The sequence below is a fragment of the Saccharothrix sabaoui genome (assembly GCF_051756985.1).
Taxonomy (GTDB): domain Bacteria; phylum Actinomycetota; class Actinomycetes; order Mycobacteriales; family Pseudonocardiaceae; genus Actinosynnema.
Window position 1 is genome coordinate 1 of sequence record NZ_JBPKJK010000197.1, and the last position, 14,674, is coordinate 14,674.

Annotated in this window: 16 protein-coding genes; 9 read left to right on the forward strand and 7 right to left on the reverse strand. The window is 75.6% G+C overall.

Features of this window, described 5'->3' with window-relative positions:
- Positions 1 to 10: 10 nt before the first annotated feature.
- Positions 11 to 889: a DUF4082 domain-containing protein gene (locus tag ACR807_RS36860; protein WP_438926140.1), complete on the reverse strand. Its 879-nt coding sequence runs from the start codon at positions 887 to 889 to the stop codon at positions 11 to 13.
- 217 nt (positions 890 to 1,106) lie between these two features.
- Between ACR807_RS36860 and ACR807_RS36865 the strand changes: the two genes are divergently transcribed.
- Genes ACR807_RS36865 through ACR807_RS36880 form a run of 4 tightly spaced genes read left to right on the forward strand, consistent with a single transcriptional unit; the run spans position 1,107 to position 3,935 of the window.
- Entirely contained in the window at positions 1,107 to 1,289 is a 183-nt protein-coding gene (locus tag ACR807_RS36865; RefSeq protein WP_438926141.1) for a hypothetical protein, read from the forward strand.
- Positions 1,289 to 2,062, forward strand: coding sequence for a hypothetical protein (locus tag ACR807_RS36870; protein WP_438926142.1), 774 nt, complete (start codon positions 1,289 to 1,291; stop codon positions 2,060 to 2,062). The genes ACR807_RS36865 and ACR807_RS36870 overlap by 1 nt, the downstream gene beginning before the upstream one ends.
- Entirely contained in the window at positions 2,059 to 2,961 is a 903-nt protein-coding gene (locus ACR807_RS36875; protein ID WP_438926143.1) for a DUF6895 family protein, read from the forward strand. The genes ACR807_RS36870 and ACR807_RS36875 overlap by 4 nt, the downstream gene beginning before the upstream one ends.
- On the forward strand, positions 2,958 to 3,935 hold the full coding sequence (locus tag ACR807_RS36880; protein WP_438926144.1) for a serine hydrolase domain-containing protein: 978 nt from the start codon (positions 2,958 to 2,960) through the stop codon (positions 3,933 to 3,935). Before ACR807_RS36875 ends, ACR807_RS36880 begins: the two co-directional genes overlap by 4 nt.
- 4 nt (positions 3,936 to 3,939) lie before the next feature.
- On the opposite strand, the gene ACR807_RS36885 is transcribed toward ACR807_RS36880, so the two are convergent.
- Both ACR807_RS36885 and ACR807_RS36890 read right to left on the reverse strand, forming a co-directional pair.
- Positions 3,940 to 4,980, reverse strand: coding sequence for a glutathione S-transferase family protein (locus ACR807_RS36885; protein WP_438926155.1), 1,041 nt, complete (start codon positions 4,978 to 4,980; stop codon positions 3,940 to 3,942).
- A gap of 48 nt (positions 4,981 to 5,028) precedes the next feature.
- Positions 5,029 to 5,388 carry a DUF2203 domain-containing protein gene (locus ACR807_RS36890; RefSeq protein ID WP_438926145.1) on the reverse strand — a complete coding sequence of 120 codons (360 nt, stop codon included), beginning with the start codon at positions 5,386 to 5,388 and terminating at the stop codon, positions 5,029 to 5,031.
- A gap of 117 nt (positions 5,389 to 5,505) precedes the next feature.
- Here ACR807_RS36890 and ACR807_RS36895 point away from each other — a divergent pair, with 117 nt between their 5' ends.
- Entirely contained in the window at positions 5,506 to 6,252 is a 747-nt protein-coding gene (locus ACR807_RS36895) for a GAF domain-containing protein (RefSeq protein WP_438926146.1), read from the forward strand.
- Between the two features lie 78 nt (positions 6,253 to 6,330).
- Positions 6,331 to 7,290, forward strand: coding sequence for a tetratricopeptide repeat protein (locus ACR807_RS36900; protein ID WP_498371975.1), 960 nt, complete (start codon positions 6,331 to 6,333; stop codon positions 7,288 to 7,290).
- Positions 7,291 to 7,566: 276 nt separating this feature from the next.
- Here the strand turns inward: ACR807_RS36900 and ACR807_RS36905 are convergent, their stop codons facing one another.
- Positions 7,567 to 8,187 carry a TetR family transcriptional regulator gene (locus ACR807_RS36905; protein ID WP_438926148.1) on the reverse strand — a complete coding sequence of 207 codons (621 nt, stop codon included), beginning with the start codon at positions 8,185 to 8,187 and terminating at the stop codon, positions 7,567 to 7,569.
- 66 nt (positions 8,188 to 8,253) lie between these two features.
- Between ACR807_RS36905 and ACR807_RS36910 the strand changes: the two genes are divergently transcribed.
- Positions 8,254 to 8,940: a hypothetical protein gene (locus ACR807_RS36910; RefSeq protein ID WP_438926149.1), complete on the forward strand. Its 687-nt coding sequence runs from the start codon at positions 8,254 to 8,256 to the stop codon at positions 8,938 to 8,940.
- Positions 8,941 to 8,961: 21 nt separating this feature from the next.
- Here ACR807_RS36910 and ACR807_RS36915 read toward each other — a convergent pair whose 3' ends face one another.
- Positions 8,962 to 9,555 carry a TetR family transcriptional regulator gene (locus ACR807_RS36915; RefSeq protein WP_438926150.1) on the reverse strand — a complete coding sequence of 198 codons (594 nt, stop codon included), beginning with the start codon at positions 9,553 to 9,555 and terminating at the stop codon, positions 8,962 to 8,964.
- 67 nt (positions 9,556 to 9,622) lie between these two features.
- Here ACR807_RS36915 and ACR807_RS36920 point away from each other — a divergent pair, with 67 nt between their 5' ends.
- A complete protein-coding gene (locus tag ACR807_RS36920; RefSeq protein WP_438926151.1) occupies positions 9,623 to 10,696 on the forward strand; it encodes a helix-turn-helix domain-containing protein in 1,074 nt (357 codons plus the stop codon).
- A 9-nt stretch (positions 10,697 to 10,705) separates the two neighbouring features.
- Here ACR807_RS36920 and ACR807_RS36925 read toward each other — a convergent pair whose 3' ends face one another.
- Entirely contained in the window at positions 10,706 to 11,134 is a 429-nt protein-coding gene (locus ACR807_RS36925) for a nuclear transport factor 2 family protein (protein WP_438926152.1), read from the reverse strand.
- A gap of 73 nt (positions 11,135 to 11,207) precedes the next feature.
- Positions 11,208 to 12,647, reverse strand: a complete 1,440-nt coding sequence (locus ACR807_RS36930; protein WP_438926153.1) for a hypothetical protein — start codon at positions 12,645 to 12,647, stop codon at positions 11,208 to 11,210.
- A gap of 107 nt (positions 12,648 to 12,754) precedes the next feature.
- On the opposite strand from ACR807_RS36930, the gene ACR807_RS36935 reads away from it, so the two are divergent.
- On the forward strand, positions 12,755 to 14,674 hold a 1,920-nt coding region (locus ACR807_RS36935; protein ID WP_438926154.1), incomplete at its 3' end, for an ABC transporter ATP-binding protein.

Sequence of the window (14,674 nt, forward strand, 5' to 3'; positions counted from 1 at the left end):
CCCCGGGCCGTCAGCCCCGGAACTCGGGCTGCACGAAGTAGTGGCTGTCGCGGTAGCCGTCGGTCGGGAACCCGCCGCCGACGCCGTAGCGGTAGACGCCCGCGCCGCGCACGCCGTCGTGCGGCGCGGTGAACGGCGCGTCGACGACCGTGCCGGTGAGGGCGTGCTCCGCCACCAGGTACCCGCCCTGCGGCGTGTAGTACGACACCACGTAGTCGCGGCCCGGCTCCACCGGCACCGGGGTCGCGAAGTCGATCTCGGCCATCCGGCCCGGGTGGTCCCACGGCTGCTCGGCCAGCAGCACGCCGTCCGACCACAGGCGCAGCAGGATCGGCCCCCGGTAGGCGCCCCGGCCCAGCGACGCGCCCAGGATCAGCCCGGGCCGGTCCACGCGGACCTTCAGGCCCACCTCGACCGGCAGGGTGTCGGTGTCCTGGACCTCCTCCGCGTACGGCGTGTACATCTCGCACCGCACGGCGCAGTTCACCGGCTGCGGCACCGTCCCGCCGCCCACGTGCAGGACCAGCGTCTCGCCGGCCGCGCCGGGACCGGACGCGGTGACGGCGCGCCCGGCGACCACCGCGTCGGTGGCGGCGGTCGGCGTCCACAGGTACGTCCAGTCGACGCGGAAACCGCTCAGCACCCGCACCGGCGTGGCCTGGACCCAGGTCGCGCCACCGTCGAAGGTCAGTTCGGTGGCGACCACCGCGCCGGTGTCCGGGGTGACCGAGGCCCCGGTGACGAGGACGGGCACGCCGACCGCCACCCCGGCCCGGGTGGTGGGGCTGAAGAACACGACGTCGGCGTCCGCGACCTGCGCGACCGCCGTGCCGGACACGACCAGCGTTGCCGCGACGACCGCCGCGAGCAGCCTGGATGAGCGGGGCATGCGCCCTCCTTCGGGCTTGGTGGGGATGTCCTCCCCGAACGTGATCGTCCCTCGTCCCCGCACCGCTACGGCCGGGCGCGCCGCGGCTTCGGGGTTACCGAGCGTGGTGCATCACTCGCCCGGGTGGATTGGTCGCCGATGTGCTTTCCCCCTCGGACGGATGAGCTTTCGTGTGCTCCACTCGGAGGTGTACCTGTTGCCCCACAAGGAGGTTGTGATGGCTCTACGAACAGAGGTCCGGCCGGTCGGGACACCGGAGGACCTGTCCGAGCTGGGTGCGCTCATGGCCGAGCCGGAGGCGGTCTACGCCGACCCGCCGCGCTTCGCGCCGCAGGCGGCCGGAGTGCTGCTCGCGCTCCTGCTCGCCTCGCCCAGCACGCCGAAGGAGCCCGAGGAGTAGTGACCGCCGAAGGGAGGGTGAGCCGCTCGTCCTACGCGGACGCGGCCACCGCACTGGCCGGTCGCGTGCTCGGCGCGCTCCACGGAAGCAGCACGGCGGGCATCGCCGACTTCCTGGACTCGTGCGCCGACGTCGTGGCCGGCCTGGGGGCGGTCCGGTTGGTGGGTGCGGACCTGTTCGCGCCGCACCTGCTGCCGGACCGCCCCCTGGACGCCCGGGACGCGGGTGTCGTCGCCGACGCCTTCGGCGCGTTCCCGCCCGTCCGGCGGCCGGCGACGCACGAGCAGCACGTGATGGCCTGGCGGGACTGGGCCACGGCGCGGCTGCTCTCCTCCCTCGTGGGGGAGAACCTCCCGGAGCCCGGGTCCGCCGAGGCGTGGCGCGACTGGGCCACCACCCGGCTCGTCGCCGTGCACGCGGCCACGCCGCCCGGCGAGGCGGTCGACGTGCTCGGCCCGGCGGACGACTGGTCGCGCTGGGCGGTCGCGGTCGCGCAGCTGTCGTCCCTGGCGCTGCCCGGCGCGGGCGGCCCGGTGGTCGAGGCGGTGGCCCGCGAGCCGCTGGCGCTGTCCCGGGGCGCCACCCGCGCGGTGCTGCGCCGCGACTACCCGACGGCGGCCCGGCTGGCCCGGTGGGTCGCGCTGCTGGCCGACGACGTGCCGCTCGACCCGGCGCCCCTGCTGGAGCACCTGCGCCTGCACGCGGCCGGCGAACCCCGACTGCTGCTGGACCTGGCGATCGCCGACCTCCTCCTCGACCGGGGGCGCCCGTGACCACGACCCGCACCGCGCACGAGGTCGCCACCCGGGCGTTCGACTGGCTGCACCGCAACCGCGAGCTGGGCGCGTTCCCCGACCGGGACCTGATGGGCCTCGGCGACCTCGACACCGTCTACAAGCCGCTGTGCGAGTCGGCGCTGGCCGCCTCCCTCGTGCTGCGGGAGGGCGTGGCCGGGTCGCGCCGACTGGAGCACGCGCGGGAGCTGCTCGACTTCGGCTGGGACCAGCTCCGCCGCGGCGACCTGCTCTACGAGCGCCAGCTCCGGCACTCGCTGATCACCGACCCGCTGGAGGCGTACGCCCACTTCCAGCGCGGCGGCCACCGGCACCCCGGGCTGGAGCGGGTGCTGGCGCACACCTCGACGACCGACTCGATGACCGAGCTGCTGCCCAACCGGCGGCTCGCCGTCGCCAACGCGCACCGCGTGGCTGGCATCCCGCGCGCCGACGACTGGGACGCCCTGACCCGCGCGACGTGGCTGGGCCGCACACCGGAACCGTGGGCGATCGACTGGTTCACCGCCTACTGCGCCACGCACACGGTCTTCCACCTCACCGACTGGGGCGCGCTGCCGCACGGCCTGCCCGACGACGTGGTCGGCTACCTGGAGGCGTGGCTGCCGGTCTGGGTCGAGGTGTGGGTGGAGGCGCGGGAGTGGGACCTGGTGGGCGAGCTGCTGATCGTCGGCGCCTGCCTGCCCCGGCCGCGCGTCGACGCCGCCGAGTGGGAGGCGTTCGCCGCCGTGCAGCACGACGACGGCCTCGTGCCCCGCAACGGCGAGCCGGTGACCGACGACCCGCACCAGCGGTTCGCGGACCACCAGCACACCGCGGTGGTCGCCGTCGTGGCGGGCACCATCGCCCTGTCGCGCCTGCTCGACCTCACGCCGTGACGGCCGTCGGGGCCGACGTGCTGGCGCCGCTGCTGGCCCCGGCGACCTCGGCGGTGGCCGTCGCCGCCCGGCGGGGCGACCAGGAGGTGCTGCTCGTCGCGGGCGACGCGGCGCCGGGCGACCCGGCGACGGCGGGCACCCGGTTCGAGATCGGGTCGCTGACCAAGACGTTCACCGCGCTGCTGCTGGCCGACGCCGTGGTCCGCGGCGAGGTCCGGCACGACGACCCGGTGGACCGCCACCTGTCGACCCGGCTGGGGCAGGGCGTCACCCTGGAGCGGCTCGCCACCCACACGTCGGGCCTGCCGAGGCTGCCACCGGGGCTGCTGCGGGCGGCCCTGCCCGCGTGGCGGACCAACCCGTACCGCGATTTCGGGCCGGCGGCGATGGCGGCGGCGCTGCGGCGCACCCGCGTCCGGCGCGACCACCGCGTGCGCTACTCGAACTTCGGCGGGGCCGTGCTCGGCGAGGCGCTGGCCGCCGCCGCGGGTCGCCGGTACGAGGACCTGGTCGTCGAGCGGATCTGCCGCCCCCTCGGCCTGCCGGACACGGGCTTCGCCGCCGCGCCGCAGGCCACCGGCCACCTGCGCGGCCGGCCGCGCCCGCCGTGGGAGATGCCCGGGATGCCCGCCGCGGGTGGCCTGCGCTCGTCCGCGCGCGACCTGCTCGCCTACCTGACCGCGCTGCTGGAGCGGCGCACCCCGGCCGCGGTCGACGTCAGCACGCCCAGGGTGGCCCGGTCGGCGACCGAGCACCTGTGCCTGGTGTGGAACCTCCGCCACCGGCCCGGCCACGACCTGGTGTTCCACTCGGGCGGGACGCGCGGGTTCACCGCGTTCGCCGGGTTCAGCCCCCAGCGCCGCACGGCACTGGTGACCCTGACCAACGCGGGCCCGACCCCGCGCGCCACCTTCGTCCAGCGCTCCTACGAGGCCCTGCGCACCCTCGCCGCCACCGCCGACCCGACCGGGTAGCCGATCAGGCGGCCGGCGGCGTGTGGGCCGGGTCGACGCGCTCGCCCTCGCGGACCGGGCCCGGCGGGGTGCCGTCGCCGAACGGCCTGCCGCCCAGCGCCTCCCGGCCGTGCGGCGTGGTCCAGCCCGACAGGTCCGGGCCCTGCGGCACGATCCCGCTGGGGTTGATGTCGGTGTGCACGACGTAGTAGTGCCGCTTGATCTGCACGAAGTCGACGGTGTCGCCGAAGCCGGGCGTCTGGAAGAGGTCTCGCGCGTAGCCCCACAGGTTCGGCATCTCGGCGAGCTTGTTCCGGTTGCACTTGAAGTGCCCGTGGTAGACCGGGTCGAAGCGGACGAGCGTGGTGAACAGCCGCACGTCGGCCTCGGTGATGGTGTCGCCGACCAGGTAGCGCCGGTCCGCCAGCCGCTCCTCCAGCCAGTCCAGCGCCGTCCACAGCCGGTCGTACGCCTCGTCGTAGGCTTCCTGGCTGCCCGCGAAACCGCACCGGTACACGCCGTTGTTCACCTCGGTGAACACCCGCTCCACCACCGCGTCCAGCTCCTCGCGGTGCTCGGCGGGCAGCAGGTCGGGCGCGCCCTCGCGGTGGTGCGCGCGCCACTCGGTGGACAGGTCGAGGGTGATCTGCGCGAAGTCGTTGGTGACCACCGCGCCGGTCGTGGTGTCCACGAGGGCGGGCACGGTGATGCCGCGCGGGTAGTCGGGGTCGCGCTTGAAGTACGCCTCCTGGAGGCGTTCGATGCCGAGCACCGGGTCGCGGCCGCCGGGGTCGAGGTCGAACGTCCACGAGCGGGCGTCGTGCGTCGGGCCGGGCAGGCCGAGCGAGATCGCGTCCTCCAGGCCGAGCAGCCGCCGCACGATGATCGCCCGGTTCGCCCACGGGCAGGCCCGCGCGGCGACCAGGCGGTACCGGCCGGGTTCGACCGCGAACCCGTCGCGCCCGTCGGTGGTGATCCGGGTCGTGATGTACCGGCTGTCGCGGGTGAACTCCTTGCCCTTGACCGAGTACGTCCCGCCCTTGCTGTGCTCGGGGTGCTCGTTGATCTCGCTCACGGTGCGAGCCTACGTGGTTCCCGCCGTTCCGCAGTTCGGTCAGGGGAGGCGGCGACGGCCGGCGAACCCCAGGTCGGCCCGGTGGTACCAGTCCAGGCCCTCGTCCCCCTCCAGCCAGCACAGCAGCACGGGCACGCCGTCGAGGTCGGCCGGGAAGTCGACCAGCAGCGGCGCGAAGCCCTTCAGCTCGGCGCCGGTGCGCTGCACCGCGGTCATCAGGTCGTCGAGCCTGGCCTGGGCGGCCTTCAGCTCCGGCAGCCCGCCGAGCCCGGTGCGGTCACCCGCGTGGACGGCGGCGGCCAGTTCGGCGGCGTCCGCCCGGACGGCGACGATCTCGTCGAGCACCGGCCGCAGCCGGGCCAGCTCCTCGCGCGCCTCGGGCACGGTGAACAATCCCACGGCGCCCACCCTACGGGCGGCTCCCGGTACCGGTACCGGGGCACCGGTATGCCGGGTGGCGCGGAAACATCGGCCCCCAGCGCGCGGACGCCGTGACCGGGCAGCATCGTTGCTGTCATGGGTAGCCGGTCGGACGACGCGAGACGGTCGCTGCTGTGGGACGAGATCCTCCGCCGGGCTGACGGGGAGGAGGTGGAGGCCGGCGTGCGGCACGTGTGCGAGGTGGCGATGAGCGCGTTGGCCGCCGACGGCGTGGTGCTCTACGAGGCGGTGGACCCGGTGCTGACCGAGCCGGTGGCCGTGGTGGGCGACGGCGCGGCGCGGCTCGCCGAGGCCCAGATCACGGTCGGCGAGGGGCCCGCGCTGGACGCCCTGGCCGAGGAGTACCCGGTGCTGGTGCCGGACGCGGGCGTGGTGGACCGCCAGGTGCGCTGGCCGGTGTTCCTGCCGCACGCGGTGGACGGGGGCGTGCGCGCGCTGGCGGCGTTCCCGGTGGTGATGGGCGCGGCTGTGGTCGGGTGCCTGGAGGTGCACCACCGCGCGCCGGTGGACCTGGGTGACGACCAGGTGGTGGACGGGCTGCTGCTCGCCGACGCGGCCCTGGCGCTGATGCTGCACGGCGCGCCCCACGAGCCCGGCACCGACCCCGTGTCGACCAGGTGGTCGACGGTGCGGCAGGCGGCCGACGCGATCGCCGTGCAGCTGGGGTGCGACACGGCCACCGCGCTGGTGCGGCTGCGGGCGCACGCCTACAGCAGCGAGCGCGGGCTCGGCGAGGTCGCGGAGGACGTCGCGGCCTGGCGGCTGCTGTTCGCGCCGGAGGCGGAGACCCGCTCCGGGCGCCGCGGGTGGGGCCTGGGCTGACCGCGATGCCCGACCCCCGGCACGCGTCCGGTGGCGTGGTACCGGGCGTCCGCGCCGCCGCGCGCCCGCGGGCGCGTCATGCTGCCGGTGGGAGGTGCGGCCATGGCTGAGCGCGGCGTTCCGGGGCGGATCGGGCTGGCGGACGTGGCGCGGCTGGAGGCGGAGGTCCACCAGCTGCGCGACCTGGACTACCGGTTCGGGGGCGGGGTGTGCCGCGACGCGGCCCTCGTGCGCGCGGCGAACAACGACCAGCTGCTCGAAGCGCACTGCACGGCGCTGGTGCGCACCCAGCTGCTGGCCTCGCTGGGCGACCTGCACAACCTCGCCGCGTGGATGTGCTTCGACACCGGCCTGACGCGCGCCGCCCGACTCCACTGGCGGGTGGCGCTGGAGTTCGCGCGGGACGCCGGGCACCAGGACCTCGCGGCGAACGTGCACTACCGGCTGGGCCGGGTGCACCTGCACCTGGGGGAGCACCGGGAGGCGCTGGGCCGCTTCGCCCTCGGCCTCGCCACCGGCTGCTCGCCGCACGCGGCCTCCGTGCTGCACGTCAACATGGCGTGGGCGCACGCGGGCCTCGGCGACCGGCCCGCCGCCCTGGCCGACCTGCACCAGGCGCACGACCGGTTCGCCCGCAGCGGTCCGGCCGCGCCGCCCGGCTGGGCGCGCTTCTTCGACGACGTGGACCTGTCGGCGATGACCGGGATGGTGCACACCGAACTCGCCCGGACGGTCGACCTCGCGCACACCGGGACCGCCGTCCCGGCGCTGACCAACGCCGTCTTCGGCTACTCCGAGGGCATGGTGCGCAGCCGGGTGTTCTGCCTGATCGCGTTGAGCACCAACCACCTGCTCGACGGCGACGCCGACCAGGCGGCCCGGGTGGGCGAGCAGGCGCTGGCCTCCGCGCCGACCGTGCACTCCGCGCGGCTGTCGGACCGGCTGGCCGAGCTGCGCGCGCTCGCCGACCGCCACCCGAAGGACACCTCGGCGCGCGAGCTGGCGTCCCGGATCGACGCGTTCACCGCGGCGGTGTGACCGTGGAAGCGGCCCCTTGCCGGCCGCCGAGGGCCGGTGCGCACAATGGGCCGTCGCCGCGCGGTGGCGTGCGGCTGGAGGGAGACGGCGCGGTTGTCCCTGCTGCGGGAGTCCCACCCCACCACCGTGCGGCGCCCGGTCCGCCCGTCGTGCCGCGGCGGCGCCTCCCCGACGGCCGCCGCGCGGGGCGCAGACCGCCGGTACCGCGCGAACGGGTGCCCGCCGACCGGGTGCGACCGCCCCGCCTTAGCCCGCCCCGCCTTAGCCCGCCCCGCCTCAGCCCGTCGACGTGCGCGCCTCGCCCAGGTGACCCGAGGTGCTCAACCTCGCCAACCGGTGCGCCCACTCCGCGCGCATCCGCTCGCCGGCGTCGTCCAGTCCCGTGGTGACCGCGGCCAGCGCCTGGGCGCCGATCACCGCGCCCGCGATGCCCTCGGCCTCCTCCCGCACGTCCGCGGTGGCCACGACCTCGCCCGCCGCGACGGCCTGGCCCAGCAGGTCGCGGACCACCACCAGCAGGCTCACGAAGTGCACGCCCGCCAGCAGGTCGAACAGCTCGCTGGTCAGCAGCAGGCGCACGCCCACCCGCACCGCGGGCAGCCGGTCGGTCAGCGAGCACATCCGGCAGGTCAGCTCGACCAGGGTGCGCAGCGGACCGACGCCGGTGGCCTCCACCTCGGCGCGCACGTCGTGCCAGCGCCGGAAGTGCTCCTCCACCACGGCCACCGCCAGTGCCTGCTTGGACGGGAAGTGCCGGTACAGCGCGCCTTTCGTCACCGACACGCGGTGGCACAGCGCGTCGAGCGAGGTGTTCTCGTACCCGTCCCGGTCGAACAGGTCGATACCGGCCGCGACGAGGCGGTCCCTGGTGTGGCACGGGTGGTCGAGGTGACTCAAGGTTCCCACCTCCGTCACCGAGGGTAGTGAGCGCCCGGGGCGCGGTCAACCGGCTGGAGGGTTGCGGTGGACGACGACCTGCTGCACGTGCAGGTGTTCGGGCAGGACGGCGTGTCCATCCTGCACCTGTCCGGTTTGCTGGTGCCGGGCAACTACTCGGCGCTGCGCGACGTGCTGGTGATGACCGCCCTCGCCGAGCCCGCCGCCATCGTGGTCGACCTGGCCGAGCTGCGCGTCACGCCGCCGCTCGCGGCCACCGTGTTCCGGGTGGTGCGCGACCAGGTCGCGGAGTGGCCGGGCGTGCCGATCCTGCTCGCCGGCGCGGAGCCGGGCACCACCTGGGACCTGCCGTCCTACGGCACCGTCGAGGAGGCGGTGGCCACCGTCGGCCCGCCGCCGCGGCGCTGGGTGGTGCGGATGCCGCTGCCCCGCGTGGGCGCGTCGGTGTTCGCGCGGCTCGCCGCGGAGGAGGCGTGCCGCGTGTGGAGCCTGGAACGGCTCGGCGGACCGGTGACCGGCGTCGCGTCGAGGCTGGTCGACCTGGTGGACCGGGGGCTGCCGCAGCGGCCGACCATCGCGTTCGAGTGGTGGCACGACCTGTTCGTGATCGCGGTGGGCGACGACGCGCCGGTGCGCTGCGACTCGTGGGACCTGCGCCGCGCGGTCGCCGCCGCGCCGGGTCGGGCCGAGCGCTGCGGCTGGTCCACCACGTGGACCGACGGCACGCTGATCTGGGCCGTGCTCAGGGCGTGAGGCGCGCACGTCATGGGGTGCTCAGGGCGCGGGGTCGGGCGGCGGGCCGAGCCGCAGCCGCGCGAGCACCTCGGCGCGCACGACGGAGGGCAGCCGGCCCCGCCACAGCGCGGTGACCCGCCCGTCCGCCGGTCCGGCGAGCGCCATGGACAGCAGTCGCGCGCCGACCAGCGAGGTCACCACGCCCCGCGCGGTGCCGTCGAGGTCGACGCCGGGCAGCAGCTCGCCCCGGTACGACGCGGCGCGCAGCAGGTCGTGCACCGCGGTCCTCCACCGCTCGAACTGCCGCCCCGCGACCGCGTCGCACACGGGGGAGCTGAACAGCAGCCGCCCCGCGACGTCGCGGCCGGCGGGCACCAGGTGACCGAGGTCGACGAGCACCTGGAGGGGGTCGCGGAGCAGGCGCTGGAGGCGTTCCCGGGTGCGGGAGAACTCCAGCGCGTCCTGGTCGACCACCGCGGCGGCCAGCTCCGCCTTGGACGAGAAGTGGCCGTACAGCGCGCCCTTGGTGACGCCCGCGAGGTCGCACACCCGGTCGACGGTCGCGCGACCGTAACCGTCCCGGTCGAACACGACCGCCGCCGCGGTCACCAGCTCGTCCCTCGTCCCAGCCACGTCGACGCATTGTCCCGCGCCCGACCGCGCGGGACAACCGACCACTCCGAGAACACGGGTGAGCGCCATGGTTCCGCACGACACCGCCCCGGCCCGCACCGACGGGACGCACGCCGGCCTGAGGCCGGTGGACCTCGACGCCTACCGGGCGCTGCTCGACGGCCCGGGCACCGCGGCCGAACTGGGGCACCGGCTCGGCGTCGGCGGCCGGCGGGTCGCCGCGGTGCTGCGCAGGCTCGTCGACCTGGAACTGGCCACCCGGGACGCGGGGCGTCCCGCGCGGTTCGACGCGGTAGCCCCCGAGGTCGCGTTCGGCGGGCTGCTCGTGCGCAAGCAGCGCGAGCTGGAGGAGGTGCGCGGGCTGCGCGCGGAGTTGCGGGAGCGGCACCGGCTCGCGGCTCGCGGCGGTGACCCCGAGCAGCTGCTGGAGGTGGTGCGCGGCGCGGACGCGATCGCCCGCCGGGTGGGCCGGCTGGTGCGCGCGGCGCGCCACGAGGTGCGGTTCGTCGACAAGCCGCCCCGCGCGCAGCCGCCCCGAGTGCCGCACGCCGCGGCACGGGAGCTGCTGGAGCGCGGCGTGGTCGTCCGCGGCGTCCACGACCGCGCCGGCCTGGAGCGGGCCGGCCTGGAGCGGGACGGTTTGGAGCGGGACGCGTTCGACGGGGACCCGGACGCCGGTCCGCCGCCGGGCGGGGAGGTGCGGGTCGTGGTCGGCGCGCCGCTGAAGATGGTGCTGGTCGACCGCCGGTTCGGCCTCGTCCCCCTGGACTCGGCGGCCGAGCCGGTCACGGCGCTCGTCGTGCGCCCCTGCGCGCTGCTCGACGCGCTGGGCGCGCTGTTCGAGGGGCTGTGGTCGCAGGCGCTGCCGCCGGCCGTGCACGACCGCGAGCCGCTGTCCGCCGAGGACGCCCGGCTGCTCGCGCTGCTCACCACCGGGATGCCGGACCGCGGCATCGCCAGGCAGCTGGGGTTGAGCTACCGCACGTTCCAGCGGCGCCTGCACGACCTGATGCACGCGCTGGGCGCGCAGACCCGCTTCCAGGCGGGGCTGCGGGCCGCCGCGAAGGGGTGGGTGCGGGTGGCCACGCCCGACGACGTGCCCGACCGCGCGCCCGGCGCTCCCGACGAGGCACCCCGGTGAGGCGCCCGGTCACGGTGCCAGCAGGGTGTTCAGCGCGAGCGTGTCCAGGTACAGCCGGAACTCGACGACCAGGCCGTCCCGCACGGTGACCGCCAGCGCGAACTCCTGCGACACCGCCGTGCCGCCGCCCGGCACGCGCAGGTGCAGCCGACCCGTCAGCACCGCGTCCGACCGGTCCACCACGAGGTCGCGGGTGGTGATGGCGCTCAGCTCCAGCGCGGAGTGGAAGGAGAGGAAGAACGACTCGACCTCGCGCCGGTCGCGGACCCGGTGCGGCCAGGGCGCGACCGGCAGGGGCGTGGTCCACCAGCGGACCCGTTCGGCGAACAGCCGGCTGGCCCCGGCCGTGTCGCGGGCCGCCCACCGGCTCACCAGCCGTTCGACGACGAGGATCACGTGCTCGCGGTGGTGCGGTTCGGGCGGGCGGAAGGCGATCACCGCCCAAGTCTGGTGGGCGCGGGGTGGCCGGCGCACGGGGCCGGTTCTGGATGTCCACTGTGGACCGATCCGGTCAGGGTGCGGCCAGTTGGAGCACGCGCAGCACCAGTGCCGCCGCCGGGAGGACCAGCAGCACCTTGCCCATCGCGGCGAGCATCCGGGTGTTCACCCGGACCACCAGGCCGCGCCGGCGCACCCCGACCGACTCCAGCGCCGACCCCAGCGCGCGGGCCACGTGGTGCGCGGGCGACCCCGGCTTCGGTCCCGCGGGCAGGACCGGGGCCACGTGCGGGCCCCAACCGGCGTCGAACGCGATCACGGCGGCGGTCCAGCGGTCGGCGGAAGCGGGCACGAGCAGGTCCAGCCGCGCCGGGGTCGGCAGGTGCCCGTCGAGCCGGTGGTGCAGGTCGTCGCGGTCGCCGGGGACGAGCAGCACGAGCTTGTCCGGCGGCTGGGTGGCGCGCGCCTGCTCCACCTCCCACCACAGGCCGTCACCCGGGCCGAGCCGCAGCACGATCAGGCCGCTCAGCTCCATCAGCCGCAGCACCCCCGACTGCCAGTCGTCGGGCGGCAGGTAGAAGCGGGCCGCGCCCAGGAACGGCAGCGCCTCGCCCGGTCGGCCCACCGCGATCACCGGCCCGAACGCCCGCAGCACCGAGGCCAGCTGCTCCTCTCGTGAGTGGACGATCGGCAGGGGGTTGGCCACACCGGCGAGCACCTGGTCGACCGCCGCCGAGGCCGGGTCGTCGGAGAACGCGCGCAGGTACAGCACGGGCCGCCTGCCGTCGGCCTCCAGCACCCGCACCGCGTCGCGCGCCGAGCGCCGGCGCGAGTGGCGCAGCAGCAGCCTGGCCGACGCGGTGGCCACCACGGCACCGAGCAACACCCACACCCACGCGTTCCACGGCAACCTGCCGACGCGCAGCGACAGGACGATGCCCAGGAAACCGCCCACCAGCAGCACGTACCCGACCCCGGTGAGCAGCAGGAACACCGGCCGCCGCCACCGCGGGCGGGGCGGCGCGTACCGGCTCACCAGCTCCACCACGTCCGCGACGGCCGCCCGCCGACGCCGCCGCAGCCACAGCGCCGCGCCGACGAGCGGCACCGAGGCCACCACCCACCACAGCGCCCGCCCCGTCGACCGGTCCGCCTCGGCGTCCAGCGCGGCCAGGTCCGCCGCGACCTCCCCGGGCAGCTCGCCGAGGTAGTGCGCGGCGGCGTTCGGGCTGCCGTCCTCGGCGAAGCCCGCGGCCAGGGACACGAGGGTGCGGCTGCCCGAAGGGGGGCCGTTGTCCCGGAACCACGCGGCGGCGGCCCGGACCCCGTCGCACGACGCGGGCGTGCCCGCGAGGCACCCGCGCACGTCGTCGGCCAACGCCGCCACCCGGGCCGGCGCCTCGCCGAAGCGCGTCCGTTCCCGCAGGTCCAGGCCGGCGGTGAGCAGCAGGTGCGCGGTGACGTAGGCGACCACGACGGCCAGGGCGGTGATCGCCCGTGAAGCTGGGTGCACGCCGCAGGACTACCACGGTGGACCACCGGGCGGGTGATATTCGATCGCCCGCGACCGGTCCACTGCGGCAGCATGAGGAGGCCGAGGTGACCCCCGGAAGGAGTCGGATGGTCTCGCCGGGCCCCACGGGAGCGACCCTACGAGGATCGGTCCCGCCAGAACCGAAATCCGGAAAACCCCCCAACGACAACCGCAAGAAGGCGGTCCTGCTCGCCCTGCGCCTCTACGGCCGGGAGCTGCGCAGCCACCGCGTCACCGGCCTGGGCGCGCTCGTGCTGCCCGCGCTGGGCAACACCTGCCTGCTCTACCTCGCGCCGCTGGTGGTCGGCGCGCTCGCCGGTCGCCTCGCGGGCGGCGGCGACATCGGCCTCGCCACCGTGCTGCCGTACGTGCTGGCGTTCGGCGGCCTGATGTTGTTCGCCGAGCTGCTGTGGCGCGTCGGCGTGCACTGCCTCAACCGCACGGACGGGCGCGGCATCGAGAACCTGTCGGTGTACGCGATGAACGCGCTGCTCGCCAAGGACGCGGCGTTCTTCCACGACAACTTCGCCGGGTCGCTCACCAAGCGGGTGCTGAGCTTCGCGTCCCGCTTCGAGGAGTTCGTGGACACGGTGGCGTTCAAGATCGTCGCCAGCCTGGTGCCGCTGACCTTCGCGTGCGTCGTGCTGTGGAGCTACGACCCGCTGCTGGTCGTCGTGCTGCTCGGGCTGATCCTGTTCACGGGCTTCGTGGTCACCCCGCTCATCCGCCGCCGCCAGCGGCTCGTCGCCGAGCGCGAGGCCGCGTTCGCCCAGGTGTCCGGCCACGTCGCGGACACGCTCATGAACATGGAGACGGTGCGGGCGTTCGCCGCCGAGCACCGCGAGGGCGCCGAGCACCGCGACCGCGCCGCCGAGCACCGGGCGCTGGCGCTGCGCTCGTGGGACTACGGCAACCTGCGCATCGACACCGTCGTCGCGCCGCTGTCCGTGCTCACCAACGCGCTGGGCCTCGCCGTCGCGGTGGGCGTCAGCGGCGGGCTGGGCGTGGAGGCGATCGTGGTGACGTTCGCCTACTACACCAACGCCACGCGGATCATGTTCGAGTTCAACCAGATCTACCGGCGGTTCGAGAGCGCGCTGACCGAGGCCGCCCAGTTCACCGAGCTGCTGCTCGACCCGCCCACCGTGCTCGACCCGAAGCACCCGGAACCGCTGCGGGCCAAGGACTCCGGGGTGAGGTTCGAGCGCGTCGTGTTCGGCTACGAGGGTGCCGCGCCGCTGTTCACCGGGCTGGAACTGGACATCCCGGCGGGCACGCGGATCGGTCTCGTCGGCCGCTCCGGCGGCGGCAAGACGACGGTGAGCCGGCTGCTGCTGCGGCTGATGGACCTCGACGACGGGCGCATCCTCGTCGGCGGCCAGGACATCGCCCGCCTGCGGCAGGCCGACCTGCGCGGCCTCATCGCGTACGTGCCGCAGGACCCGGCCATGTTCCACCGGACGCTGCGCGAGAACATCGCGTTCGCCCGGCCGGGCGCGACCGAGGCCGAGATCCGCCGCGCCGCGGAGGCCGCGCACGTGACGGAGTTCGCCGACGCGCTGCCCCTCGGGTTCGACACGATGGTCGGCGAACGCGGCGTCAAGCTGTCCGGCGGCCAGCGGCAGCGGGTCGCGCTGGCCCGCGCGATCCTGCGCGACGCGCCGATCCTGCTGCTCGACGAGGCGACCAGCGCGCTGGACTCGGAGAGCGAGGTGCTGGTCCAGGAGGCGCTGTGGCGGCTCATGGAGGGGCGGACGGCGCTGGTCGTAGCGCACCGGCTGGTCGTGCTCGACCGGGGCCGGATCGCGGAGCAGGGCACGCACGCCGAGCTGCTCGCCGCGGACGGGGCGTACGCGAGGCTGTGGCGCCACCAGTCCGGCGGTTTCCTCGACGACGTGGTGCCCGCGGACACGGGAGCGGACGGCGCCGGGTCGGACGGCGCCGGGTCGGACGGCGCGGGGGCGGACGGCGCCGGGTCCGGCGCGAGGGCCGGTGCGAGGGTGTTC